The sequence below is a fragment of the Enterobacter sp. ECC-249 genome (genome assembly GCF_043965265.1).
GTDB classification, from domain to species: domain Bacteria; phylum Pseudomonadota; class Gammaproteobacteria; order Enterobacterales; family Enterobacteriaceae; genus Enterobacter; species Enterobacter quasiroggenkampii.
In genome coordinates this window covers 78,375-104,421 of the sequence record NZ_CP143660.1, presented here as the reverse complement: position 1 = coordinate 104,421, position 26,047 = coordinate 78,375, and the positions used below count along the sequence as shown (strand labels likewise).

22 protein-coding genes are annotated in these 26,047 nt (G+C 55.8%); 15 read left to right on the top strand and 7 right to left on the bottom strand.

Going from position 1 to position 26,047, the window contains the following annotated elements; genetic code table 11:
* Positions 1 to 148: 148 nt before the first annotated feature.
* The 8 genes from csrD (at position 149) to tldD (ending at position 12,419) form a co-directional block, all read left to right on the top strand.
* Positions 149 to 2,089: an RNase E specificity factor CsrD gene (gene csrD / locus V1587_RS00505; protein WP_371899208.1), complete on the top strand. Its 1,941-nt coding sequence runs from the start codon at positions 149 to 151 to the stop codon at positions 2,087 to 2,089.
* 281 nt (positions 2,090 to 2,370) lie between these two features.
* Entirely contained in the window at positions 2,371 to 3,414 is a 1,044-nt protein-coding gene (gene mreB / locus V1587_RS00500; RefSeq protein ID WP_000913396.1) for a rod shape-determining protein MreB, read from the top strand.
* A gap of 62 nt (positions 3,415 to 3,476) precedes the next feature.
* Positions 3,477 to 4,493 carry a rod shape-determining protein MreC gene (gene mreC / locus V1587_RS00495; RefSeq protein WP_032650442.1) on the top strand — a complete coding sequence of 339 codons (1,017 nt, stop codon included), beginning with the start codon at positions 3,477 to 3,479 and terminating at the stop codon, positions 4,491 to 4,493.
* Positions 4,493 to 4,981 (top strand): rod shape-determining protein MreD, encoded by a 489-nt coding sequence (gene mreD / locus V1587_RS00490; RefSeq protein WP_028016994.1) that lies wholly within the window; start codon positions 4,493 to 4,495, stop codon positions 4,979 to 4,981. The genes mreC and mreD overlap by 1 nt, the downstream gene beginning before the upstream one ends.
* 9 nt (positions 4,982 to 4,990) lie before the next feature.
* Positions 4,991 to 5,584: a nucleoside triphosphate pyrophosphatase gene (locus tag V1587_RS00485; RefSeq protein ID WP_371899207.1), complete on the top strand. Its 594-nt coding sequence runs from the start codon at positions 4,991 to 4,993 to the stop codon at positions 5,582 to 5,584.
* Positions 5,574 to 7,043 carry a ribonuclease G gene (gene rng, locus V1587_RS00480; protein ID WP_010436156.1) on the top strand — a complete coding sequence of 490 codons (1,470 nt, stop codon included), beginning with the start codon at positions 5,574 to 5,576 and terminating at the stop codon, positions 7,041 to 7,043. The genes V1587_RS00485 and rng overlap by 11 nt, the downstream gene beginning before the upstream one ends.
* Positions 7,044 to 7,085: 42 nt before the next feature.
* Positions 7,086 to 10,889, top strand: a complete 3,804-nt coding sequence (yhdP, locus tag V1587_RS00475) for an AsmA2 domain-containing protein YhdP (protein ID WP_371899206.1) — start codon at positions 7,086 to 7,088, stop codon at positions 10,887 to 10,889.
* An 84-nt stretch (positions 10,890 to 10,973) separates the two neighbouring features.
* On the top strand, positions 10,974 to 12,419 hold the full coding sequence (gene tldD / locus V1587_RS00470) for a metalloprotease TldD (protein WP_371899205.1): 1,446 nt from the start codon (positions 10,974 to 10,976) through the stop codon (positions 12,417 to 12,419).
* Between the two features lie 89 nt (positions 12,420 to 12,508).
* Here tldD and aaeR read toward each other — a convergent pair whose 3' ends face one another.
* Positions 12,509 to 13,435 (bottom strand): HTH-type transcriptional activator AaeR, encoded by a 927-nt coding sequence (gene aaeR / locus V1587_RS00465; RefSeq protein WP_371899204.1) that lies wholly within the window; start codon positions 13,433 to 13,435, stop codon positions 12,509 to 12,511.
* 179 nt (positions 13,436 to 13,614) lie between these two features.
* Between aaeR and aaeX the strand changes: the two genes are divergently transcribed.
* The 5 genes from aaeX (at position 13,615) to V1587_RS00440 (ending at position 18,594) form a co-directional block, all read left to right on the top strand.
* Positions 13,615 to 13,818 carry a p-hydroxybenzoic acid efflux pump operon protein AaeX gene (gene aaeX / locus V1587_RS00460; RefSeq protein WP_003860416.1) on the top strand — a complete coding sequence of 68 codons (204 nt, stop codon included), beginning with the start codon at positions 13,615 to 13,617 and terminating at the stop codon, positions 13,816 to 13,818.
* A gap of 7 nt (positions 13,819 to 13,825) precedes the next feature.
* Positions 13,826 to 14,758 (top strand): p-hydroxybenzoic acid efflux pump subunit AaeA, encoded by a 933-nt coding sequence (gene aaeA / locus V1587_RS00455; protein WP_023309394.1) that lies wholly within the window; start codon positions 13,826 to 13,828, stop codon positions 14,756 to 14,758.
* A gap of 5 nt (positions 14,759 to 14,763) precedes the next feature.
* Positions 14,764 to 16,731, top strand: a complete 1,968-nt coding sequence (gene aaeB, locus V1587_RS00450) for a p-hydroxybenzoic acid efflux pump subunit AaeB (RefSeq protein ID WP_371899203.1) — start codon at positions 14,764 to 14,766, stop codon at positions 16,729 to 16,731.
* 90 nt (positions 16,732 to 16,821) lie between these two features.
* Positions 16,822 to 18,276: an NAD-dependent succinate-semialdehyde dehydrogenase gene (locus V1587_RS00445; protein ID WP_371899202.1), complete on the top strand. Its 1,455-nt coding sequence runs from the start codon at positions 16,822 to 16,824 to the stop codon at positions 18,274 to 18,276.
* A 45-nt stretch (positions 18,277 to 18,321) separates the two neighbouring features.
* Complete coding sequence (locus tag V1587_RS00440; protein WP_063143598.1) at positions 18,322 to 18,594, top strand: barstar family protein; 273 nt, start codon at positions 18,322 to 18,324, stop codon at positions 18,592 to 18,594.
* A 62-nt stretch (positions 18,595 to 18,656) separates the two neighbouring features.
* Here V1587_RS00440 and yhcN (V1587_RS00435) read toward each other — a convergent pair whose 3' ends face one another.
* The 3 genes from yhcN (V1587_RS00435) to argR all read right to left on the bottom strand — a co-directional run bounded on the left by yhcN (V1587_RS00435) (position 18,657) and on the right by argR (position 20,144).
* Positions 18,657 to 18,923, bottom strand: a complete 267-nt coding sequence (gene yhcN, locus V1587_RS00435; RefSeq protein WP_008502838.1) for a peroxide/acid stress response protein YhcN — start codon at positions 18,921 to 18,923, stop codon at positions 18,657 to 18,659.
* Positions 18,924 to 19,034: 111 nt separating this feature from the next.
* On the bottom strand, positions 19,035 to 19,298 hold the full coding sequence (gene yhcN / locus V1587_RS00430) for a peroxide/acid stress response protein YhcN (protein ID WP_371899201.1): 264 nt from the start codon (positions 19,296 to 19,298) through the stop codon (positions 19,035 to 19,037).
* A gap of 375 nt (positions 19,299 to 19,673) precedes the next feature.
* Entirely contained in the window at positions 19,674 to 20,144 is a 471-nt protein-coding gene (gene argR / locus V1587_RS00425) for a transcriptional regulator ArgR (protein ID WP_008502836.1), read from the bottom strand.
* Positions 20,145 to 20,541: 397 nt separating this feature from the next.
* Between argR and mdh the strand changes: the two genes are divergently transcribed.
* Positions 20,542 to 21,480, top strand: coding sequence for a malate dehydrogenase (mdh, locus tag V1587_RS00420; protein ID WP_023309387.1), 939 nt, complete (start codon positions 20,542 to 20,544; stop codon positions 21,478 to 21,480).
* A gap of 57 nt (positions 21,481 to 21,537) precedes the next feature.
* Here mdh and degS read toward each other — a convergent pair whose 3' ends face one another.
* The 3 genes from degS to zapG form a co-directional block, all read right to left on the bottom strand.
* Entirely contained in the window at positions 21,538 to 22,605 is a 1,068-nt protein-coding gene (degS, locus tag V1587_RS00415) for an outer membrane-stress sensor serine endopeptidase DegS (RefSeq protein ID WP_371899200.1), read from the bottom strand.
* A gap of 91 nt (positions 22,606 to 22,696) precedes the next feature.
* The gene (gene degQ, locus V1587_RS00410; RefSeq protein ID WP_032653656.1) at positions 22,697 to 24,064 is read right to left on the bottom strand and encodes a serine endoprotease DegQ; all 1,368 of its coding nucleotides are present in this window, start codon (positions 24,062 to 24,064) and stop codon (positions 22,697 to 22,699) included.
* Positions 24,065 to 24,235: 171 nt separating this feature from the next.
* Positions 24,236 to 24,634 carry a Z-ring associated protein ZapG gene (gene zapG, locus V1587_RS00405; protein WP_008502832.1) on the bottom strand — a complete coding sequence of 133 codons (399 nt, stop codon included), beginning with the start codon at positions 24,632 to 24,634 and terminating at the stop codon, positions 24,236 to 24,238.
* Positions 24,635 to 24,823: 189 nt separating this feature from the next.
* Here zapG and zapE point away from each other — a divergent pair, with 189 nt between their 5' ends.
* Positions 24,824 to 25,948: a cell division protein ZapE gene (zapE, locus tag V1587_RS00400; protein WP_371899199.1), complete on the top strand. Its 1,125-nt coding sequence runs from the start codon at positions 24,824 to 24,826 to the stop codon at positions 25,946 to 25,948.
* Positions 25,949 to 26,047: the final 99 nt, after the last annotated feature.

Sequence of the window (26,047 nt, the reverse complement as noted above, 5' to 3'; positions counted from 1 at the left end):
ATTTCTGAAGACTATACTCGCTCAGGGAAACGCGGTGCCGATTTAACGCAATAAATTGCCAGATACACTCGATTTGGTAGTATGCCGCATTCGAAATGCAAGTTAGTGCTTACTCGCTACCCCATCAACCCACGGAGTAATCTCAAGGATGCGATTAACGACGAAGTTCTCAGCTTTTATCACCTTGCTGACGGGGCTTACCATTTTTGTCACGCTTATGGGCTGCTCCCTGAGCTTTTACACCGCCATTCAGGACAAGCTGGTTAACCGGGTACAGTCTGTTGCATCGGTGATTGATACGCGTCTGCTGACGACGCCGCTGCCGGAGCTCTCCCGTGAGCTCGATGAGTTGATGGTACCTGTTGATATTGTTCGGATCGACATTCAGCAGGGAAAGCACCGTGTTTTAAGCCACGAACGGCCGGGAAGTTATCTGCCCGCGGGGGTGGTGAGCCAGTATCGTGAAGTGACGGTGCATTCCCTGAAAAACCCGGGGATGACCATACACATGGTCTACCTCGATCCGATGGCGAGCTATTTCCGTTCCATGATGACCACCGCGCCGCTCACCGTTGCGGTGGCGTTTATCGTCCTGCTGATCTTTCTCGCGGTCCGCTGGCTGCGCCGCCAGCTCTCCGGCCAGGAGCTGCTGGAGATGCGCTCCGTGCGTATCCTTAACGGTGAGCGCGGTCCGCAGGTGCGTGGCTCAGTCCATGAGTGGCCGTCACGCACCAGCAGCGCGCTGGATACGCTGCTCTCGGAAATCCAGTTTGCCAGCGACCAGCGCAGCCGTATGGATACGCTGATCCGTTCCTATGCCGCCCAGGATAATAAAACCGGCCTGAATAACCGCCTTTTCTTTGATAATCAGCTCGCTACGCTGCTCGACGATTCGGAAAAAGTGGGAACGCACGGGGTGGTGATGATGATTCGCCTGCCTGACTTTGATCTCCTGCGCGATACCTGGGGACAGCGGGCCGCGGAAGAAAATCTCTTTACGCTGATTAACCTGCTCTCCACCTTTATTATGCGCTACCCGGGGGCGCTGCTGGCCCGCTATCACCGCAGCGACTTTGCCGTGTTGCTGCCGCACCGAACGCTGAAAGAGTCAGAAAGCATCGCCAGCCAGCTGCTGAAGGCGGTGGATGCGCTGCCGCAGAGCAAAATGCTCGACAGGGACGATATGGTCCACATGGGTATCTGCGCCTGGCGTGGCGGGCAATCGACAGAACAGGTAATGGAACATGCGGAAGCGGCCACCCGCAACGCCGTGTTGCAGGGCGCGAACGGATGGGCGGTTTATGATGACTCCCTGCCGGAAAAAGGGCGCGGCAACGTACGCTGGCGGACGCTGATTGAGCAAATGCTTAGCCGCGGCGGACCGCGTATTTATCAAAAACCCGCGGTCATGAAAAACGGTAACGTTCATCACCGTGAACTGATGTGTCGTATTTTTGACGGTTCGGAAGAAGTTATCTCGGCGGAATATCTGCCGATGGTCCTGCAATTTGGTCTGTCCGAAGAGTATGACCGCCAGCAAATAACCCGGTTAATTCCGTTTTTATCTTTCTGGCCGGAAGAAAACCTGGCGCTGCAGGTCACCGTGGAGTCGTTAATACGTCCACGTTTTCAGCGCTGGCTACGTGATACATTAATGCAATGCGAAAAATCGCAACGCAAACACATTATTTTTGAACTTGCTGAGGCCGATGTAGGTCAACACATCAGCCGGTTACGTCCGGTGGTACGTTTGATCAATGCGCTCGGTGCGCGTGTCGCGGTGACGCAGGCAGGTTTAACGCTGGTCAGTACCGACTGGATTAAGGCGCTGGATGTGGAGTTATTAAAGCTACATCCAGGGCTGGTAAGGAATATTGAGAAGCGTACGGAAAACCAGCTGCTGGTACAGAGTCTGGTAGAAGCATGCAAGGGAACGCGAACGCAAGTATTTGCTGCGGGCGTGCGCTCCAGAGGCGAATGGCAGATGTTAACAGAGCGCGGTGTAATGGGTGGTCAGGGGGATTTTTTTGCTGCCTCTCAACCGCTTGACACCAACGTGAAAAAATATTTGCAAAGATACTCTGTTTGACCTGCCGTTTACGCTGTTTTCACGTAGAATATCGCGCCTGTAGCTTTGAGTATGTCGAGCAAAAAGCCAGTGAACGACCTTTAACGGTTACAAACGTCAGTGGGGAACGCTACTGTTTACTCAGCCCTGAGGGAGTCAGGGGATGATTTTGTAACATCAGGAAACGTACTGCACAAATTTTCACCGTTGCAGATGATTTTTGCGCCTTGTCGCTGCTGCGTGTGGTTGGTAAAGTAAGCGGATTTTGTTTTCCGCCCCAGCTTTCAGGATTATCCCTTAGTATGTTGAAAAAATTTCGTGGCATGTTTTCCAATGACCTGTCCATTGACCTGGGTACCGCGAATACCCTTATTTATGTAAAAGGACAAGGCATCGTATTGAATGAGCCTTCCGTTGTGGCCATTCGTCAGGATCGTGCAGGCTCGCCGAAAAGCGTGGCCGCTGTGGGTCATGACGCGAAGCAGATGCTGGGTCGTACCCCTGGCAACATCGCCGCTATTCGCCCAATGAAAGACGGCGTTATCGCCGACTTCTTCGTGACTGAAAAAATGCTTCAGCACTTCATCAAGCAGGTTCACAGCAACAGCTTCATGCGTCCAAGCCCGCGTGTTCTGGTGTGTGTGCCGGTTGGCGCAACCCAGGTAGAACGTCGCGCAATCCGTGAATCTGCCCAGGGTGCAGGTGCACGTGAAGTGTTCCTGATTGAAGAGCCAATGGCGGCGGCAATCGGTGCAGGTCTGCCTGTGTCTGAAGCGACCGGTTCCATGGTGGTGGATATCGGTGGCGGTACCACTGAAGTGGCCGTTATCTCTCTGAACGGCGTGGTGTACTCCTCTTCCGTACGTATCGGTGGTGACCGCTTCGACGAAGCCATCATTAATTATGTGCGCCGTAACTACGGCTCTCTGATCGGTGAAGCCACCGCAGAGCGTATCAAACATGAAATCGGCTCTGCGTATCCGGGCGATGAAGTGCGTGAGATCGAAGTACGTGGCCGTAACCTTGCTGAAGGTGTCCCACGCGGTTTCACCCTGAACTCCAACGAAATTCTGGAAGCTCTGCAGGAACCACTGACGGGCATCGTGAGCGCGGTAATGGTTGCGCTGGAACAGTGCCCACCAGAGCTGGCGTCCGATATCTCCGAGCGCGGTATGGTTCTGACCGGTGGTGGTGCGCTGCTGCGTAACCTCGACCGCCTGTTAATGGAAGAGACAGGTATTCCTGTCGTAGTTGCAGAAGATCCACTGACTTGCGTCGCCCGTGGTGGTGGCAAGGCGCTGGAAATGATCGACATGCACGGCGGCGATTTGTTCAGCGAAGAGTAGTCGAGTTTGAGAGGGTAGCAATTTGCTACCCTTTCTCTCTGACGCGAGAATACGCATAGCCTATGAAGCCAATTTTTAGCCGTGGCCCATCGCTACAGTTTCGCCTCATTCTGGCGGTTCTGGTTGCGCTTGGGGTCATTATTGCCGATAGCCGCCTCGGTACGTTCAGCCAGATCCGAACGTACATGGATACCGCCGTCAGTCCTTTCTACTTTATATCCAATGGTCCCCGTGAACTGCTCGACTCCGTTTCTCAAACGCTGTCTTCACGTGACCAACTCGAACTCGAAAACCGGGCATTACGTCAGGAACTGTTGCTGAAAAACAGCGAACTGCTGATGCTGGGGCAATATAAGCAGGAGAACGCGCGTCTGCGTGAACTGCTCGGCTCGCCGCTGCGTCAGGATGAGCAGAAAATGGTCACTCAGGTGATCTCCACGGTGAACGACCCTTATAGCGATCAGGTTGTGATCGACAAGGGGAGCGTGAACGGGGTGTATGAAGGTCAGCCTGTTATCAGTGATAAAGGCGTTGTGGGCCAGGTTGTTGCCGTGGCCAAACTGACCAGCCGCGTGCTGCTGATTTGCGATGCCACGCATGCCCTGCCGATCCAGGTTCTGCGCAACGATATCCGCGTGATTGCGGCCGGTAACGGCTGTACGGACGACCTGCAGCTGGAACATCTGCCTGCTAACACGGATATTCGCGTGGGCGACGTGCTGGTGACCTCCGGCCTGGGTGGCCGCTTCCCTGAAGGCTATCCGGTTGCGGTGGTCTCTTCGGTCAAGCTGGATACCCAGCGTGCCTATACCGTGATTCAGGCGCGTCCAACCGCCGGTCTGCAGCGTCTGCGCTATCTGCTGCTGCTGTGGGGCGCCGATCGTAACGGTGCTAATCCGATGACGCCTGAAGAGGTGCATCGAGTAGCAAACGAGCGCCTGATGCAGATGATGCCGCAGGTTCTCCCGCCTGCGGATTCCATGGGGCCGCCTGCGCCTGTTCCGGCGCCGGCAACAGGGTTAACGCAGCCGCTTCCGGATGCGCCGCCACCGCCTAAACTCTCTTCGGGAGGGCAGTAGTGGCAAGCTATCGTAGCCAGGGACGCTGGGTCATCTGGCTCTCGTTTCTCATTGCACTGTTGCTGCAAGTGATGCCCTGGCCGGATGACATTCTCGTTTTCCGGCCAAACTGGGTATTGCTCATTTTGCTCTACTGGATCCTTGCCCTGCCGCATCGCGTAAATGTCGGCACAGGTTTCGTGATGGGTGCCATACTGGATCTCATTAGCGGCTCTACGCTTGGCGTGCGCGCCTTGTCCATGAGCATTATTGCGTACCTCGTCGCACTCAAATTCCAGCTCTTTCGTAACCTTGCGCTCTGGCAACAGGCCCTGGTTGTGATGTTGTTGTCGCTCGCTGCGGATATCGTTGTTTTCTGGGCAGAGTTTTTAGTGATCAACGTCTCTTTCCGACCGGAAGTGTTCTGGAGTAGTGTAGTAAACGGTGTGCTCTGGCCATGGCTGTTCCTGCTGATGCGTAAGATTCGCCAGCAGTTTGCTGTGCAATAAAAGGTTTCTATGACGTCTTTGTATCTCGCTTCCGGCTCCCCACGCCGTCAGGAACTCCTGACGCAGCTAGGGGTCTCTTTTGAACGCATCGTGACCGGCATTGAAGAAAAACGTGCTGAGGGCGAAAGCGCTCAACAGTACGTGTCACGTCTGGCGAGGGAGAAAGCGCAGGCGGGCGTGGCCAGTGTGCCACGCGATCTACCCGTGCTGGGAGCAGATACCATCGTTATCCTGAACGGTGAAGTGCTGGAAAAACCGCGCGACGCCGATCATGCGGCGCGCATGCTACGCAAGCTGTCCGGACAAACGCATCAGGTGATGACCGCCGTCGCGCTGGCCGATCGCCAGCACGTGCTGGACTGCCTGGTGGTGACGGAAGTGACCTTCAGAGTACTTACCGACGACGACATCGCCGCTTATATTGCCAGCGGTGAACCGATGGATAAAGCAGGTGCATACGGTATTCAGGGGCTGGGTGGCTGTTTTGTCAGGAAGATTAATGGCAGCTATCACGCCGTAGTCGGCTTACCGCTGGTGGAAACGTATGAGTTGCTGAGCAATTTTAACTCACTGCGTGAGGGAAGGGATAATTATGACGGCTGAATTGTTGGTAAACGTAACGCCATCGGAAACCCGTGTGGCCTATATTGATGGTGGCATTCTTCAGGAAATTCATATTGAGCGTGAAGCGCGGCGCGGAATAGTAGGCAATATCTACAAAGGTCGTGTCAGTCGTGTACTACCGGGTATGCAGGCGGCTTTTGTAGATATTGGACTGGATAAGGCGGCATTTTTACATGCTTCCGATATCATGCCGCACACCGAGTGCGTCGCGGGCGAAGAGCAAAAGCAGTTTGCCGTGCGCGATATTTCTGAACTTGTGCGTCAGGGACAGGATCTGATGGTGCAGGTGGTGAAAGATCCACTCGGAACCAAAGGCGCCCGTCTAACCACCGACATCACCTTACCTTCCCGCTATCTGGTCTTTATGCCCGGCGCGTCGCACGTGGGCGTCTCACAGCGTATTGAGAGCGAAACCGAGCGCGAACGTCTGAAAAAAGTGGTCAGCGCCTACTGCGATGAACAGGGCGGATTTATCATCCGTACCGCTGCGGAAGGGATCAGCGAAGAAGACCTGGCATCGGATGCGGCATACCTGAAGCGCGTCTGGACAAAAGTGATGGAGCGTAAAAAACGCAACCAGACCCGCTACCAGCTCTACGGTGAACTGGCGCTTGCTCAGCGCGTTCTGCGTGACTTTGCTGACGCGCAGCTCGACCGGATTCGCGTGGACTCGCGCCTGACCTATGAAGCGCTGCTGGAATTTACCGCTGAGTACATCCCGGAGATGCCTGGCCTGCTGGAGCATTATTCAGGACGTCAGCCGATCTTCGATCTCTATGATGTCGAAAACGAGATCCAGCGTGCCCTGGAGCGTAAGGTTGAGCTGAAGTCCGGCGGCTATCTGATCATCGATCAGACCGAGGCGATGACCACCGTCGATATTAACACCGGCGCGTTCGTCGGCCATCGCAACCTGGATGACACCATCTTCAACACCAACATCGAAGCCACGCAGGCGATTGCGCGCCAGCTTCGTCTGCGCAATCTGGGCGGCATTATCATCATCGACTTTATCGATATGAGTAATGAAGACCATCGTCGCCGCGTGCTGCACTCGCTTGAGCAGGCGCTGAGTAAAGATCGCGTGAAAACCAGCATCAACGGCTTCTCACAGCTGGGGCTGGTGGAAATGACGCGTAAGCGTACCCGTGAGAGCGTGGAGCATGTGCTATGTAATGAATGCCCAACCTGCCATGGACGCGGAACGGTAAAGACGGTTGAGACCGTCTGCTACGAAATTATGCGTGAAATCGTCCGTGTTCATCATGCCTACGACTCCGATCGTTTTCTGGTCTATGCTTCCCCTGCGGTGGCTGAAGCGCTGAAAGGCGAAGAGTCACACGCGCTGGCGGAAGTGGAAATCTTTGTCGGCAAACAGGTAAAAGTACAAATTGAACCGCTCTATAACCAGGAGCAGTTTGACGTCGTGATGATGTAAGACGCAGTACGCTGCGTGACGAATGCTGACAAGGAGAGATGCGTGAGGCGATTGCCGGGGATTTTATTGCTTACAGGGGCAACGCTGGTCGTGATTGTCGCGTTGCTCGTGAGCGGGCTACGTCTCGTATTACCGCATCTGGACAGCTGGCGTCCGCAGCTGCTGGCGAAAATCGAATCCACCACCGGCGTGCCGGTGAATGTCAGCCAGATTAGCGCTAACTGGCAGAATTTTGGCCCGACGCTCGATGTCCGGGATATCAACGCCAGCCTGAAAGATGGCGGCTACCTGAAAATCAAACGCGTGACCCTGGCGCTGGACGTCTGGCAAAGCCTGCTGCATCTGCGCTGGCAGTTTCGCGATCTCACCTTTTATCAACTCCAGTTTCTGACCAATACACCGCTGTCTGGCGGTGATAGCGGTCAGGGTCTTGAAGCCAACCGCTTCAGCGATCTTTTCCTCCGCCAGTTCGATCATTTCGATCTGCGCGACAGCGAAGTGAGCTTCATAACCCTTTCCGGCCAGCGCGCCGAGCTGGCGATCCCGCAGTTGACCTGGCTCAACGGCAAGGATCGGCACCGCGCCGAGGGGCAGGTCAATCTCTCAAGCCTGAACGGCCAGCACGGCGTGATGCAGGTGCGTATGGATCTGCGCGACGATGACGGCCTGTTAAACAACGGCAAAGTCTGGCTGCAGGCCGACGATGTGGACGTCAAGCCGTGGCTGGGCGACTGGATCCAACAAAATATGCAGCTGGAAACGGCCCGCTTCAGCCTTGAAGGCTGGCTGACCCTGACCAAAGGCGAATTTGCCAGCGGCGATATCTGGCTGAAGCAGGGTGGCGCAAGCTGGAAAGGCGAAAAACAGCAGCATCAGCTTTCCGTCGATAACCTCACCGCGCACGTGACGCAGGAGAAAGAGGGCTGGCAGTTTGCCATTCCGGATACGCGCATCACCATGGACGGCAAGCCCTGGCCGCGCGGTGCGCTGACGCTGGCCTGGATGCCGGAGCAGGACGTTGGCGGCACGGCCAGTAAACGCAGCGACGAGCTGCGCATCCGCGCCAGCAACCTGGATTTGGCAGCCATTGAAGGCCTTCGCTCGATGGCGGCAAAGCTCTCTCCGGACCTGGGCGAGATCTGGCTGGCTACGCAGCCGAGCGGAAAGATTGATTCTCTGGCGCTGGATATCCCGCTTCAGGCGACGGAAAAAACCCGCTTCCAGGCAACGTGGAAAGATCTGGCCTGGAAGCAGTGGAAGCTGCTGCCGGGAGCGGAGCATTTTAGCGGCAAGCTCGAAGGCAGCGTGGAAAACGGCAGGCTGACGGTTGATATGCACGACGCCAAAATGCCTTACGAGACGGTCTTCCGCGCGCCGCTGGAAATTGAACAGGGCAGCGCGGTGCTGAACTGGCTCCGTAACGACAAGGGTTTCCAGCTTGATGGCCGCCATATTGATGTGAAAGCCAAAGCGGTGCACGCGCGCGGCGATTTCCGCTATATGCAGCCTGAAGGTGATGAGCCTTGGCTGGGCATTCTGGCCGGGATCAGCACCGATGACGGTTCTCAGGCCTGGCGCTACTTCCCGGAAAACCTGATGGGAAAAGCCCTGGTAGACTATCTCAGCGGCGCGATTCAGGGCGGTCAGGCGGACAATGCCACGCTGGTCTACGGCGGTAACCCGCATCTTTTCCCGTACAAACATAATGAAGGCCAGTTCCAGGTGCTGGTGCCGCTGCATAACGCGACCTTCGCGTTCCAGCCTGGCTGGCCCGCGCTGAAAGACCTGAATATTGAACTCAACTTCCTCAATGATGGACTATGGATGAAGTCCGACAGCGTGGCGCTGGGCGGCGTGACGGCCAGTAACCTGACGGCCAATATTCCGGATTACTCAAAAGAGAAGCTGCTGATTGACGCCGACATCAACGGTCCCGGCAAGGCGGTGGGGCCTTACTTTGAGGAGACGCCGCTGAAAGAGTCGCTGGCGGCGACGCTTCAGCAGCTGCAGCTTGATGGCGATGTGAATGCTCGCTTACATCTTGATATCCCGCTGGACGGTGAGATGACCACCGCGAAAGGCGACGTCCGTCTGAAGAACAACAGTCTGTACATAAAACCCCTTGAAAGCACCCTGAAAAACCTCAGCGGGCAGTTCAGCTTTGACAACGGTAACCTGAAGAGCGAGCCGCTTACGGCCAGCTGGTTTAATCAGCCCGTTAACATTGACTTTACGACCACCGAAGGTGAAAAGGCTTATCAGGTGGCCGTCAATCTGGACGGTAACTGGCAGCCAGCGCGCATGGACGTCCTGCCGAAGCCTGTTGAGGCGTCAGTGCAGGGCGCAGTTGCCTGGCAGGGTAAAGTGGCAATCGACCTGCCTTATCACGCGGGGGCGCAGTATAAGGTCGACATCACGGGCGATCTGAAAAATCTTCACAGCCAGCTGCCTGCGCCGCTGGATAAACAGGCCGGACAGCCGCTGCCGGTAAAGCTGAACGTCGATGGCAACCTTAACAGCTTCGCGCTGACCGGCAGCGCGGGTGGGACAAACCACTTCAACAGCCGCTGGCTGCTTAACCGCAAGCTCACCCTCGACAAAGCCATCTGGACGACGGATAGCCGCTCCACGCCGCCGCTGCCGGAGCAGCCGGGCATTGAGCTGAATCTTCCGCCGATGGACGGTGCAGAGTGGCTGGCGCTGTTCCAGAAAGGCGTTGGGCAAAACGTTGATGAAACCGCCCAGTTCCCGCAGGCCATTACCGTACGCACGCCGTCGCTGATGCTGGGCGGGCAGCAGTGGAACAACCTGAGTATTGTCTCGCAGCCTGGCGCTAACGGTACGAAGGTGGAGGCCCAGGGAAGGGAGATCAACGGTACGCTGACCATGCGCAATCACGCGCCGTGGCAGGCGGCGATCCGCTACCTCTACTACAACCCGGCAAGCGCCGCGAGCGGAAAAGATAAACCGGCTGAGACGTCGCCATTGAGTAATGTCTCCCGCGTCGATTTTAGCGGCTGGCCCGATCTCCAGCTGCGCTGTGCGGAGTGCTGGCTGTGGGGGCAGAAATATGGCCGCATCGACGGTGATTTTGCCATCCAGGGAAACACGCTTAAGCTCTCCGGCGGCCTGGTTGATACCGGTTTTGGCCGTATGACGGCCGCAGGGGAATGGGTAAATAACCCTGGCGAGCAGCGAACATCCCTTAAGGGCGACATTAAAGGCAACAAGCTGGACGCGGCAGCCAATTTCTTTGGCATCAGCACGCCGCTGCGCGGCTCGTCATTTGACGTCGACTACGATCTTCACTGGCGTGACGCCCCGTGGAAACCGGATGAGGCCTCGCTGAACGGTATTCTGAAAACCCGCTTCGGCAAAGGTGAAATTGCCGACGTGAGCACGGGGCGCGCCGGGCAGATCCTGCGCTTGCTGAGTTTTGATGCGCTGCTGCGCAAGCTGCGCTTCGATTTCAGCGATACCTTCAGCGAAGGTTTCTACTACGATTCCATCCGCAGCACGGCGTGGATCAAGGACGGCGTTCTGCATACGGACGACACGCTGGTGGATGGCCTGGAAGCTGATATCGCCATGAAAGGCTCCGTTAACCTCGTGCGCCGCGAACTGGATATGGAAGCCGTCGTGGCACCGGAAATTTCCGCGAGCGTGGGCGTGGCGGCCGCCTTTGTGGTCAACCCGATTGTCGGAGCGGCGGTGTTTGCCGCCAGCAAAGTGCTGGGTCCACTCTGGAGCAAGGTCTCCATTCTGCGCTACCGCATTACCGGACCGGTAGACAAACCGCAGATTAACGAGGTGCTGCGCCAGCCGCGCAAAGAAGCACAGCAATGATTTGACGTGGGCAGGTAATTGCCTCACTCTCAATAAATACGATCTTTATACCGCCACGGGCGGCAACGAACGAGTAGCAATACGATGAGTCTGAACCTGGTAAGTGAACATTTGCTCGCAGCGAACGGCCTGAGCCATCAGGACCTGTTCTCCATTCTTGGTCAACTGACCGAACGCCGTCTCGACTACGGCGACCTTTATTTCCAGTCGAGCTATCACGAATCCTGGGTTTTAGAAGACAGCATCATCAAGGATGGCTCCTACAACATCGACCAGGGCGTTGGCGTCCGTGCCGTCAGCGGCGAGAAAACCGGTTTTGCCTATGCCGATCAGATTAGCCTTACCGCACTTGAGCAGAGCGCGCAGGCCGCGCGTACCATTGTGCGTGATACCGGCGATGGTCGCGTGAAAACCCTGGGAGAAGTGCAGCACTCTGCGCTCTATACCAGCATCGATCCGCTGCAGAGCATGAGCCGTGAAGAGAAGCTGGATATCCTGCGTCGCGTGGACAAAGTCGCCCGTGCGGCGGACAAACGCGTGCAGGAAGTTTCTGCCAGCCTGAGCGGTGTGTATGAGCTGATTCTGGTTGCGGCAACCGACGGCACCCTGGCGGCAGATGTCCGTCCGCTGGTGCGTCTCTCCATTAGCGTGCAGGTCGATGAAGACGGTAAACGCGAGCGCGGCTCAAGCGGCGGCGGCGGTCGTTTCGGCTATGACTGGTTCCTGGGCGACGTTGACGGTGAAGCACGCGCTGACGCGTGGGCAAAAGAAGCCGTGCGCATGGCGCTGGTGAATCTGAATGCTGTCGCGGCGCCGGCGGGCTCATTCCCGGTGGTGCTGGGTGCCGGCTGGCCGGGCGTATTGTTGCATGAGGCGGTAGGCCACGGTCTGGAAGGTGACTTTAACCGTCGCGGTACGTCCGTGTTCAGCGGTCAGATTGGGCAACTTGTCTCCTCGGAGCTGTGCACCGTGGTGGATGACGGCACCATGCTCGATCGCCGCGGCTCGGTGGCTATCGACGATGAAGGTACGCCTGGCCAGTACAATGTGCTGATCGAAAACGGCGTGCTGAAAGGCTACATGCAGGACAAACTCAACGCGCGCCTGATGGGCGTTGCGCCGACGGGCAACGGACGCCGTGAATCCTACGCGCACCTGCCGATGCCGCGCATGACCAACACCTACATGCTGCCGGGCAAATCCACGCCGCAGGAGATTATCGAGTCCGTTGATTACGGTATCTTTGCGCCTAACTTTGGCGGCGGCCAGGTGGACATCACCTCCGGTAAGTTTGTTTTCTCCACGTCAGAAGCGTATCTGATCGAGAAAGGCAAAGTGACCAAAGCGGTGAAGGGGGCGACGCTGATTGGCTCCGGTATTGAAGCCATGCAGCAGATCTCCATGGTCGGCAACGATCTGAAGCTGGATAACGGCGTGGGCGTCTGCGGTAAAGAGGGTCAGAGCCTGCCGGTTGGCGTGGGCCAGCCGACGCTGAAAGTGGACAACCTGACGGTAGGCGGCACGGCGTAATTTTCTTCCCCTCACCCTAACCCTCTCCCAAAAGGGGAGAGGGGATTGCTCTGCGCTGTCTTTTCTCCCTCGCCCTTCTGGGGAAAGGCTTACTCTTTCCTTCTCCCCCGCATCCCCTGAAATAGCTCCGCCACGTCCACAAAGTACTCGGTCAGATAGTTAATACACACCTGTACCTTGAGCGGGAGTTTGTCTTTTTCGGTATACAGGGCGTACACCGGACGCGGATCGGACTGGTAGCGCGGGAAGAGGATCTCCAGCACGCCGCTGTTGATCTCGTTGATCACCCACATTAACGGCACGTAGGCGATCCCGGCGCCGGCCACCAGCCAGCGTGAAATGGTCATCGGATCGTTGGTGACAAACCGCCCTTCCGGCAGCAGCCTGGTGGAGATCCCTTCCGGGGCAATCAGCTCAAATTCATTATCGGGCCGCACGCTGTACTCCAGCCACGAGTGGTTGATGAGATCGGCGGGTTTCTCCGGCACACCGTACTGCGCCAGATAGCTCTTCGAAGCGCAGACGACCATCGGCATGCTGCCCAGCCGTCGCGAGAACAGGCTGGAATCCTGCAGCGCCCCGACGCGGATCACCACGTCCAGCCCGTCGGCAATCAGATCCGGCGCCGGGATACCTGTCACCAGATTGACGGTAAGCCCGGGGTACTCTTTCAGCATATCCGCCGTCATGGCAGCGAGAACATTTTGTGCCATAGTTGAAGAACACCCGATGCGCAGCGTGCCGATAGGTGTGTTGTTGAAGGCGTAGAGCTGTTCGTGAACATCCTGCACTTCAAGCAGCATGCGGCGACAGCCCTGATAGTAAATTTTGCCCGCTTCCGTCAGCCCAATGCTGCGGGTACTGCGGTTGAGCAGCTTGACCTGAAGCTCATCTTCCAGTTTGGACACCGTCTGGCTGATGGATGAGACGCTCATCTGAAGCTGGCGGGCAGCGGCGGTAAAGGAGCCCAGTTCAACCACTTTGGCGAAGACTGACATGCGTTTTAAACGTTCCATTGTTCACTCTGGCTTAAAAGTGATTTAGATCACATATTATAGATAACAGCATAACAGTTACGTTAATATATTATTTATTACATAACGGCTGCGCCATTCTCGCCCGGCGTTTCTTGCTCTCCTGCGATGGCGTGCGCTAAAAAATTCTGAAGCCTGCACTCTCTCTTATCAAGGTCAACATGAGTCTGTTTCCCGTTATCGTGGTGTTCGGTCTGTCGTTCCCACCGATATTTTTCGAGCTTCTTTTATCACTGGCGATCTTCTGGCTGGTGCGCAAGGTGCTGGTTCCTACCGGGATCTACGATTTCGTCTGGCACCCTGCATTGTTCAATACCGCGCTGTATTGCTGCCTGTTTTACCTGATATCGCGCATGTTTGTCTGAGGTTGATGTGAAAACGCTAACAAGAAAAATCTCCCGCACTGCCATCACGATGGCGCTGGTTATCCTCGCCTTCATCGCTATTTTCCGCGCCTGGGTCTATTACACCGAATCACCGTGGACGCGTGATGCACGCTTCAGCGCCGATGTGGTGGCGATCGCCCCTGACGTGGCCGGTCTTATCACGGCGGTCAACGTTCACGATAACCAACTGGTGAAAAAAGATCAGGTTCTGTTCACCATCGACCAGCCTCGTTACCAGAAAGCACTGGAAGAGGCGGAAGCGGACGTGGCCTATTACCAGGCGCTGGCTGCGGAAAAACGCCGCGAGGCTGGCCGCCGTAACCAGCTTGGCGTTCAGGCAATGTCCCGTGAAGAGATTGACCAGTCCAACAACGTGCTGCAAACCGTACTGCACCAGCTGGCGAAAGCACAGGCAACGCGGGATCTGGCGAAGCTCGATCTGGAACGCACCGTGATCCGTGCGCCGTCTGATGGCTGGGTGACCAACCTTAACGTCTACGCCGGGGAATTCATTACCCGTGGCTCGACCGCCGTGGCGCTGGTGAAACAGAACTCCTTCTACGTGCTCGCCTATATGGAAGAGACCAAGCTGGAAGGCGTACGTCCCGGCTACCGCGCAGAAATCACGCCGCTGGGCAGCAACCGCGTGTTTAAAGGTACCGTCGACAGCGTCGCCGCAGGGGTGACCAACTCCAGCAGTTCGAACGATGCAAAAGGGATGGCGACGGTAGATTCCAACCTTGAGTGGGTGCGTCTGGCCCAGCGCGTGCCGGTCCGTATCCATCTGGACGAACAGCAGGGCAACCTGTGGCCTGCGGGTACCACGGCGACGGTGGTGATTACCGGTGAAAAAGATCGGGATGCCAGCCAGGACTCGTTCTTCCGTAAAATCGCCCACCGTCTGCGCGAGTTTGGTTAATCGCTATGGGCATCTTTTCCATCGCCAGCCAGCACATTCGCTTCGCCGTGAAGCTGGCGTGTGCCATTGTGCTGGCGCTGTTTGTAGGCTTCCACTTCCAGCTTGAAACCCCTCGCTGGGCAGTGCTGACGGCCGCGATTGTCGCGGCGGGCCCGGCCTTTGCTGCGGGTGGGGAACCCTATTCAGGTGCGATCCGCTATCGCGGGATGCTGCGTATCATCGGGACGTTTATCGGCTGTTTTGCGGCGCTGACCATTATTATTCTGATGATCCGCACGCCGCTGCTGATGCTGATGGTGTGCTGTATCTGGGCAGGTTTCTGCACCTGGATCTCGTCTCTGGTGAAAGTGGAGAACTCCTACGCCTGGGGACTGGCGGGCTATACCGCGCTGATTATTGTCATCACCATTCAGTCTGAACCGCTGCTCGCCCCGCAGTTTGCGGTGGAGCGATGCAGCGAGATTGTGATTGGTATTGTCTGTGCGATTATTGCGGACCTGCTGTTCTCCCCGCGCTCCATCAAGCAGGAAGTTGACCGTGAGCTTGACGCGCTGATTGTCGCTCAGTACCAGCTGATGCAGCTCTGCATCAAGCACGGCGACAGCGAAGAGGTGGATAAAGCCTGGAGCGGGCTGGTTCGCCGCACGCAGGCGCTGGAAGGGATGCGCAGCAATCTCAATATGGAGTCGTCACGCTGGGCTCGCGCAAACCGTCGTCTGAAAGCCCTTAATACGGTCTCGTTAACGCTGATTACCCAGGCATGCGAAACCTATCTGATACAGAACACCCGGCCGGAAGCGGTCACCGATACCTTCCGCGAGCTGTTCGCCGAGCCGGTGGAAACGGTGCAGGACGTGCACAAGCAGCTTAAGCGTATGCGCAGGGTTATCGCCTGGACAGGGGAGCGCGACACGCCGGTAACCATCTATACCTGGGTCGGCGCCGCGACGCGCTACCTGCTGCTGAAACGCGGCGTGATCGGGAATACAAAAATCAGCGCGGCGGAAGAAGAAGTGCTGCAGGGCGAAGTGGTGATCAAGGCGGAATCAGCCGAACGCCATCACGCGATGGTTAACTTCTGGCGTACGACGCTTGCCTGTATGCTCGGCACGCTGTTCTGGCTGTGGACGGGCTGGACGTCCGGCAGCGGCGCGATGGTGATGATTGCCGTCGTGACCGCACTGGCGATGCGTCTGCCTAATCCGCGTATGGTCGCCATCGATTTCCTGTACGGCACCATTGCCGCCCTGCCGATAGGTGCGCTCTACTTTCTGGTCATCATCCCGTCGACGCAGCAGAGCATGCTGCTGCTCTGTATTAGCCTGGCGGTGATGGCGTTCTTTATCGGCATTGAAGTGCAAAAGCGGCGTCTGGGATCGCTGGGGGCGCTGGCGAGTACGATTAACATCATTGTGCTCGATAACCCGATGACCTTCCACTTTAGTCAGTTCCTCGACAGCGCGTTAGGTCAGCTGGTGGGCTGTTTCCTGGCTATGATGGTGATACTGCTGGTGCGGGATAACTCGCAGGCAAGAACGGGCCGCGTACTGTTGAACCAGTTTGTGTCGGCCGCCGTGTCGTCGATGACAACCAACACCGCGCGCCGTAAAGAGAACCATCTGCCCGCGCTCTACCAGCAGCTGTTTTTACTGCTGAACAAGTTCCCGGGCGATATCGCCAAGTTCCGCCTGGCGTTAACCATGATCATCGCGCACCAGCGTCTGCGTAACGCACCGGTGCCTATCAACGACGATCTGTCGGCCTGGCACCGCCAGCTGCGTCGTACCGCTGACCACGTGCTTTCCGCCAGCAGTGATGACAAACGACGTCGCTACTTTACGCAACTGCTTGAAGAGCTGGATATCTACCAGGAGAAGCTTAAAACCTGGGAAGCGCCGCCTCAGGTGACCGAGCCGGTAGGACGGCTGGTGTTTATGCTGCATCGCTACCAGAACGCTCTCACGGATAGCTGACTGAAGTAAAAAAACCGACGCCAAAAGCGTCGGTTTTTTTGTGGCTATACTTATTCCAGCACGTTCTTACATTTCAGGAAGGGAGGACACATGACGACCCAGGCGCTTCAGGATCACATCCTTTTTCAGACCGGTTATCTGGTCAACGGAATCTGGAAAACGCTGGACACGACCTTCGATGTGCTTAACCCCGCGACCGGGGAAGTCATCGCGAAAGTCGCCAAAGCGGGTAAAGCACAAACCGAAGAGGCTATTGCAGCGGCCACCAAAGCCTTCCCGGCCTGGCGTGCCAAAACCGCGAAAGAGCGCTCGGCGATTCTTTATCGCTGGTACGAACTGATTATTGAGAATAAAAGCTGGCTCGGGCGGTTAATGACCACCGAACAGGGCAAGCCGCTGAAAGAAGCGGAAGGCGAAGTCGAGTACGCCGCCAGCTTTATCCAGTGGTTTGCCGAAGAAGCCAAACGCGCGAACGGTGAAATTATTCCGCCGATCAAACCCGGCTCACGCATTCTGGCGACCCGTGAACCCATTGGCGTGGTCGCGGCGATTACGCCGTGGAACTTCCCGATGGCCATGCTCACCCGCAAGTTAGGCCCGGCGCTGGCTGCAGGGTGCACCGGGGTGATAAAACCGGCCAATAACACACCGCTCAGCGCCTTTGCGCTGCTTACCCTGGCGAAACAGGCCGGTGTGCCCGACGGCGTGCTTAACGCCGTAGCCGGGAATACGCATGAAATCAGCGATGCGATCATGGCAAGCCGCGACGTGCGTAAAATCTCCTTTACCGGTTCAACCTCCGTCGGCAAAACGCTGGTGCGTAACGCCGCAGAAACCATGAAAAAAGTTTCGATGGAGCTGGGGGGAAATGCCCCGTATATCGTTTTTGAGGATGCAGATATCGACGCGGCGGTGAAGGGGGCGATTGCCAACAAGTTCCGCAATGCCGGGCAGGTCTGCGTCAGCGTGAACCGTTTTTATATTCAGGAAACCGTCTACGACAAATTTGTGAATAAACTCGCCGATGCGGTGAATGCGCTGAAAGTGGGGAATGGTCTTGACGAGGGCGTTGTTGTCGGGCCGCTGATTGAATCGGCTGCGGTCGACAAGGTGCGTGAGCATGTCGACGATGCCGTTGCCCGGGGCGCAACCGTACTGGCTGGGGGTAAGCCCCATCCGCTTGGCGGGAATTTCTGGATGCCAACCGTACTGGGCGACTGCCATGAAGGCATGAAGCTGGCAGAAGAAGAGACGTTTGGGCCGGTTGCGGCGTGCTTCCGTTTCACCTCGGAAGATGAAGTTATCCAGCGCGCCAACAACACGCCCTATGGGCTGGCGGCTTACTTCTATACCCAGAATCTCTCACGTGTTTTCCGCGTTTCGCAGGCGATCGAGAGTGGGATGATCGGCATTAACGAGTGTGCTGTTTCCACGGAACTGGGGCCTTTTGGCGGCGTAAAAGAGTCAGGTCTTGGACGAGAGGGCTCCGTGCTGGGCCTGGAAGAGTACCTGGAAGTGAAAACCCTGCATATTGGGGGATTATAATAGACAGGGCGGCATCTGCCGCTCGCCTGGACTGGGTGGCTGGCAATGAAAACCTATACGTTTGATTTTGACGAGATCGACAGTCAGGAAGACTTCTACCGTGAATTTATCCGGGCATTTGATCTTGAACGGGAAAGCGTGACGAATCTGGATACGCTGTGGGACGTGGTCACCGGCAGTCTGTTGCCGCTCCCGCTGGAAATTGAGTTCATCCATTTGCCCGATAAGCTTCGAAGACGTTTTGGCGCGCTGATATTGCTGTTCGATGAAGCGGAAGAAGAGCTGGAAGGGCAGCTGCGTTTTAACGCGCGACACTGAATGAAAAAAAGCCCCTGACCATGAGGCCAGGGGCAAGTCGTATGATGAGATACGACGAGGGTTTATTTATACAGTTCTGCCGTTGCATGCCAGTGGTCACCCTGATTCAGTTCGGTGACGCGATAGCTGCTGGCGCCTGCTTTTTCAGCTTTGGCAGCCAGTTCGTGACGGATATCCATCGGAGAGCCGGTGACAGACGTCACGGAGATGCTGCCCATAGGCTGCAGATTTTGTGCCTGGTCGGCATTCACCTGCTGTACGGCTGCGCTTGCGCCGAAAGAGAGAACAGATGCCAGACCGAGGGTTGCGATGATCAATTTGGTTTTCATAGTCTTTACTCCTGAATAGGTTTTTTTACTCAACGGCGAGAAGGGTTGAACCGCTATTTTTATGCCTGGTGCCGTTGAGTGGAGATTTACGTGTTCAGCTATTACTAAAACTTATTTGTACAGCTCTGCGGTGGCGTGCCACTGGTCACCAGATCGCGCTTCGATGATGCGATAGGCTGACGCACCCTGTTCTTCCGCTTTTTTGTTCAGCATCTCATGCATGTCCATTGGAGACGTGCCGACCGCACCGACAGAAACCGTACCGATGGCCTGGCGGGATTGCGCCTGGTCAGCATTGATAGAGTCAGCCGCGAAAGCACCGAATGACAGGACAGACAGGACGCTCAGCGCCGCTACAGTAGATTTGATTTTCATGATTCTTACCTCGTCGAATTTTTTAGTGGGGTCTTGTTTCGTGACCCTCATCACAAAATCAAGTATACACTAATAACGGTAAAAATTAATACCAGACTAATGGTTTCTCTTGTTATTACGTGTTAACCAGTCTGTTTTTTATAACCAAATTGCATAATATTGGGTGTTTTTTGTCCACTTCTGACGGTCATATCTAATTAAATCATATGGATATCCGCTTTTGATTTTTTGTGCGATTTTTTGATTTAGCATTCACCAGATGAATGTTAATGGGTGGTAAAAAGCACTATTTGTCAAAGTGAAGGGCAGTTGAAAAGAGGGGGAAACGCAGCGGAAGCAGAACGATCCCCGCAGCGGCGCTACGGGGAGAGGGGATTAGAGTTCCTGTTCGAACAGAACCAGAATCGCTTCGTGGAGGTCCTTCACGGAGAAACCGCTAGCCGGTGTGGTAAAGATGGTGTCATCGCCGGCGATAGTCCCGAGGATGCCTTCCGTTTTACCCAACGAGTCCAGCATGCGGGCAATCAGCTGTGCGGCACCCGGGCTTGTGTGGATCACCACAACGGCGTCGTTATAATCGATATCCAGAACCAGATTCTTGAGCGGGCTGGAGGTGGTCGGCACGCCAAGTTCTGCCGGCAGGCAATAGACCATCTCCATCTTGGCGTTACGGGTACGCACCGCGCCAAACTTCGTTAACATGCGGGAGACTTTCGACTGGTTGATGTTATCGAAGCCTTGTTCCTGCAGCGCCTGAACAATTTCTCCCTGAGAACTGAATTTCTCTTCTTTAAGTAGCGCCTTAAACGCCTTTACTAATTCTTCTTGCTTAGACGAGCTTCGCATAAGTCACCCGGAATATGACGATAGAAACAACATTATTATGCATGTGGATGAATTTTTATGCAAATTATCTACTCAGCGCCAGGCTGAAATAATGTTATGAAAGGGAGTAATTTTATCAGATTTCGTTATCAGAAAACATGCCTGGGTCACGCCGCGCAAATAAGCTTAAAAGTAAATTAAATGTTATCAAAATGATGTTGTTTTGGTGGCGGGGCAGGGTGTATTGTAACCACCTCTTAAAGCGTTGCCCTCTGTCGTCAGATAGTCTTCTGATGAGAGATAAAGTCGCGTGACCTCAAATTCTTTAGCTACGAAAATTGTAATTATTTACTTGCTGAATTATGGTCGCCGCAACGGATTTACAGATACTTAAGTTAACCATAATAAGGAGTTTAGGATGAAAGTCGCAGTCCTCGGCGCTGCTGGTGGTATCGGCCAGGCGCTTGCCCTACTACTGAAAACCCAACTGCCTTCAGGCTCAGAACTCTCCCTGTACGATATTGCCCCGGTAACCCCAGGTGTGGCGGTTGACCTGAGCCACATCCCGACTGCTGTAAAAATCAAAGGCTTCTCCGGTGAAGATGCACGTCCTGCACTGCAGGGTGCCGACGTGGTGCTGATTTCTGCAGGCGTGGCGCGTAAGCCAGGCATGGATCGTTCAGACCTGTTCAACGTCAACGCGGGCATCGTGAAAAACCTGGTGCAGCAGATTGCAGAAATCTGCCCGAAAGCATGCATCGGGATTATCACTAACCCGGTGAACACCACCGTGGCTATCGCGGCAGAAGTGCTGAAGAAAGCGGGTGTCTACGACAAAAATAAACTGTTCGGCGTGACCACGCTGGATATCATCCGTTCCAACACCTTTGTTGCTGAGCTGAAAGGCAAACAGCCAACAGAAGTGGAAGTTCCGGTCATCGGCGGTCACTCTGGCGTCACCATCCTGCCTCTGCTGTCGCAGATCCCAGGCGTGAGCTTCACCGAGCAGGAAGTGGCTGACCTGACTAAACGCATCCAGAACGCGGGCACCGAAGTGGTGGAAGCGAAGGCGGGTGGCGGTTCTGCAACCCTGTCTATGGGCCAGGCGGCTGCGCGTTTTGGTCTGTCACTGGTTCGCGCTCTGCAGGGCGAGAAAGGTGTTGTTGAATGCGCTTACGTTGAAGGCGATGGCGAACACGCTCGCTTCTTCTCTCAGCCGCTGCTGCTGGGTAAAAACGGTATCGAAGAGCGTAAATCCATTGGTACGCTGAGCGCGTTTGAACAACACGCGATGGAAGGCATGCTGGATACGCTGAAGAAAGATATCACCCTGGGCGAAGAGTTCGTTAACAAGTAATACGAATCGTCTCCCGGCAAAAAAAACGGAGCTTATCGCTCCGTTTTTTTATGCCTGTCAGTTCGTTGCCGGGTATTCCTGAATGGTGACTTGCAGCGTCAGTTTCTTATCGTTGCGCATGACTTCGACCGGGATGATAGAGCCCGGGCGAATTTCTGCCACCTGGTCCATCGTCTCCAGCGCAGAAATCGCAGGCGTGCCGTTGACCGACACAATGACGTCATTGACCTGAATCCCCGCGTTAGCCGCCGGACCACCCGGTGCCACCTCGTTCACCACGATGCCCTGGATCTGATCGATACCGCCACCCTGGGTATGCATCGGCGCAATTTCACGGCCACCGATACCGATATAGCCGCGGATCACGCGTCCGTCGCGGATCAGCTTATCCATAATTTTGGTTGCCAGCTGGAACGGAATGGCAAAGCCGATCCCTTCCGGCGTCTCACCGTCGTTACTCTTATCGAACGAGAGGGTGTTGATGCCCATCAGTTCGCCCAGCGAGTTGACCAGCGCCCCGCCGGAGTTACCGTGGTTGATGGAGGCATCGGTTTGCAGGAAGTTCTGCCGCCCGGAGGGGTTCAAACCGATACGACCGGTCGCGCTGATAATCCCCTGAGTGATGGTCTGGCCCAGGTTGTAAGGGTTACCAATCGCCAGGACGACGTCACCAATATGCGGGGTACGTTTACGGTTGATCGGGATGACCGGCAAACCGCCCGTGGCGTTAATCTTCAGGACGGCGAGGTCGGTCAGGCTGTCAGAGCCAACGAGTAATGCCTCAAACACGCGGCCATCCTGCAGGGCGACGATAATCTGGTCGGCATCGTTTATCACGTGCTTGTTGGTAATAATGTAGCCGCGCTCGTCCATGATCACGCCGGAGCCGAGGGTGCGGATCTCCAGCTGGTTGTGGGCTGAGGTATTCAGGCCACGGTTATAGACGTTAACCACGGCAGGTGCGGCTCGGCGGACGGCCTGGTTATAGGTGGCCGGCGTTTCATCCGTGCTATCGAACTGGGGAGCCGACAGTTTATTGAACTGACGTAAAGACGGCAGCGCCAGCAGCAGCAGGCCAGCGACAATCAAACCGATGACAATAGAACGTAAGAGCTTTGAAAGCATGATGCGCGTGTCGTTAAAAAAGGAACGATTTGCAGCATAACATGAGTTATCCGGACATCACACGCAGCGGTGATGTCCGGGTCGCAAATGCTTAGCGCAACAGAATATAGATTGACTCATTGCCACGCATGACCTGCAGGGCAATAACCGCCGGTTTACTTTCCAGCACCTTGCGCAGTTCGGCAATGGACTGCACGCGATTGCGGTTAACGCCAATGATCACATCTTCCTGATGCAATCCGGCCTGTGCGGCAGGGCTGCTCTTCTCAACGGTGTCGATGCGAATGCCTTTCGTACCGTCTTTCAGCTGTCCATCGCTCAGCGTCGCACCCTGCAGCGCCGGGGCGATCAGCTCCGCACTGGCAGAGGACGAGGTGCTCTTATCCAGCGTTACTTCAACGTCCAGCGGCTTACCGTCACGGATCAGACCCAGCTTCACTTTGGCGCCGGGTTCGGTGGTGGCTATCCGCGAGCGCAGCTCGGCAAAGCTGCTCAGCGGCTTGTCGTTGAGGCTGACGATCACATCGCCCGATTTGATACCTGCTTTTGCCGAGCCGGAGTTAGGCAGCACTTCACTGACAAACGCCCCGCGCTGTACGTTGATGTTAAACGCTTTTGCGATATCCGCGCTCATCTCCATACCTTTAATTCCCAGAAGCCCGCGTTTGATTTCACCGAACTGAATGAGCTGCTGTGCCAGCGTTTTGGCCATATTGCTGGGAATTGCAAAACCGATCCCAATGCTGCCGCCGCCCGGGGCAAGAATCGCCGTGTTAATCCCAATCAGCTCACCGTTAAGGTTGAGCAATGCCCCGCCGGAGTTCCCGCGGTTGATTGAGGCATCGGTCTGGATAAAGTTTTCCAGCCCTTCCAGATTGAGGCCGCTGCGCCCGAGCGCGGAGACGATCCCGGAGGTGGCGGTTTGCCCTAAGCCAAAGGGGTTGCCCACGGCGACGGCAAAGTCGCCGACGCGCAGTTTATCGGAATCCGCGATGGCAATCTGGGTCAGGTTGCTTGGGTTTTGCACCTGCAGCAGCGCGATGTCGCTCTGGTCATCGCCGCCAATCAGTTTGGCATCAAATTCGCGGCCATCGTTTAGCTGGACGCTGATTTTATCGGCCTGGCTGATGACATGATTGTTAGTCAGAATATAGCCTTTTGCCGCATCAATAATGACGCCAGAACCCAGGCCTTCAAAAGGCTGAGCCTGCTGGTCGGGAGACTCATCGCCAAAATATTTCTTCAGTTCTTCAGGGACGCGTTGGCTTTGTACCGCCGTGCCTTCAACCTGAACGCTGACCACCGCAGGCAACACTTTTTCCAGCATCGGAGCAAGGCTTGGAATGGCCGCCTGGCCAGGCACCTGGGAGGGAAGGGCGGCAAATACAGGAACGGACGCCGAGAGAGATAACCCGACACTTAACGCGATAGCGCTCAACAGCTGGTTTTTTTTCTTCATCGATGTTGACTCTCGTAACCTGGAATAAAGGAAAAACGGCCCCAAAAACACGTTGATGTTATTGAATTTTAAACCGCTGAACAATGAGGTGTTTAACTAAATGATAGCTGGGGTCATGAAGAAAGGACGGGCGCAATCGCTGCGCCCGTAAAATAAATTCAGGTTGTGCGATTAATCGCGTTTTACACCGCCGCGCAGCAGGCCGGACGCGCCGTCTGAATAGTCGCGAGGCATCTGAACGGGCGCCTGATCGTTACCGGCTTCAGAGTCAGCCAGACGGTTGCGGAACGGGTTGGTTTCCGCCGTCATTTCCGGCAGCAGGCTGCTGGAGCTTTTGGCCATATGCTGATACAGCTGACGATAGTCGGTCGCCATGTTGTCCAGCAGCTCGGCGCTACGGGCAAAATGGCTGACCAGCTCTTCACGATACTCTTCCAGCTCGGCTTTGTTCTTTTCCAGTTCGTATTGCAGTGACTGCTGCTGACGCAATTTGCGATTACCGAAACGCATGGCCACAGCACCAATGACGATGCCGACGACTAAACCGATTAGCGCATATTCCCAGGTCATGAACTTCTCCCGTTGTCTTGTTGTTCCGTAGGGTGTTGGCTCGGCTCCTGCCTGTGCCTGATAATGCCACTATAACCGCTATTTCTGCAGAAGTGGAATCCTGACGTATCATCGCGTAGTGTAGAACGGCCTTTTTTTCATCAGTCACGTCTGCTGGTGAGCGTTAATTGAAGGAATAACAATAAGATTATGCAAAACCTGTCCCCTGCATCCCGATATCAACTGGCCCTTAACGAGGGCACTCATCAGCCTGATGACGTTCAACGTGAGGCGGTAAACCGTCTGGAGATGATTTACCAGGAGCTCACGGCAAAACCCGCTGAAACCGAGCAGAATGGCGGGCTAAAGGCGGCATTTGGGCGGCTGCTTGGTAAAAAAGCGCCACAGGCTCACGCGCCGGTGCGCGGTTTATATATGTGGGGCGGGGTCGGTCGCGGAAAAACCTGGCTGATGGATCTGTTCTACCAGAGCCTGCCTGGGGAGCGAAAACAGCGTCTGCACTTCCACCGCTTTATGCTGCGGGTGCATGAAGAGCTGACTGCGCTGCAGGGTAAAAGCGATCCGCTGGAGATTGTGGCCGACCGGTTCAAGGCGGAAACGGACGTGCTCTGCTTCGATGAGTTTTTTGTGTCTGACATCACCGATGCCATGCTGCTAGGCGGCCTGATGAAGGCGTTATTTACCCGCGGGATTACGCTGGTGGCCACGTCGAATATCCCGCCGGACGAGCTGTACCGCAACGGCCTGCAGCGCGCACGTTTCCTGCCTGCCATCGACGCCATCAAGCAGCACTGCGACATCATGAACGTCGATGCCGGTGTCGATTATCGTCTGCGCACGTTAACCCAGGCGCACCTGTGGCTCTCGCCGTTAAATGCAGAGACCACCCGCGAGATGGATACGCTCTGGCTGGCGCTGGCGGGGGCAAAACGCGAGCACGCCCCGGAACTCGAAATTAACCATCGCCCGCTGCCTACGCTCGGCGTTGAAAACCAAACGCTGGCGGTCTCCTTTACGACGCTCTGCGTTGATGCCCGCAGCCAGCACGACTACATCGCGCTTTCGCGTCTGTTCCACACCGTGATGGTGCTGGATGTGCCGGTGATGACGCGGCTGATGGAGAGCGAGGCGCGGCGCTTCATAGCGCTGGTAGACGAGTTTTATGAGCGCCACGTCAAGCTGGTGGTCAGCGCCGAAGTCCCTTTATATGAGATCTACCAGAGCGAGCGGCTGAAGTTTGAGTTCCAGCGCTGCCTGTCTCGCCTGCAGGAGATGCAGAGCGAGGAGTATCTGAAGCTGGAGCATATGCCATAAATGCCACCCTCTCCCCGTGGGAGAGGGGCTGGGGGTGAGGGCACCAGACCGCACAATACTCACCCCCGAAAAACCCATTCCAAATCACATTTAAGGGTC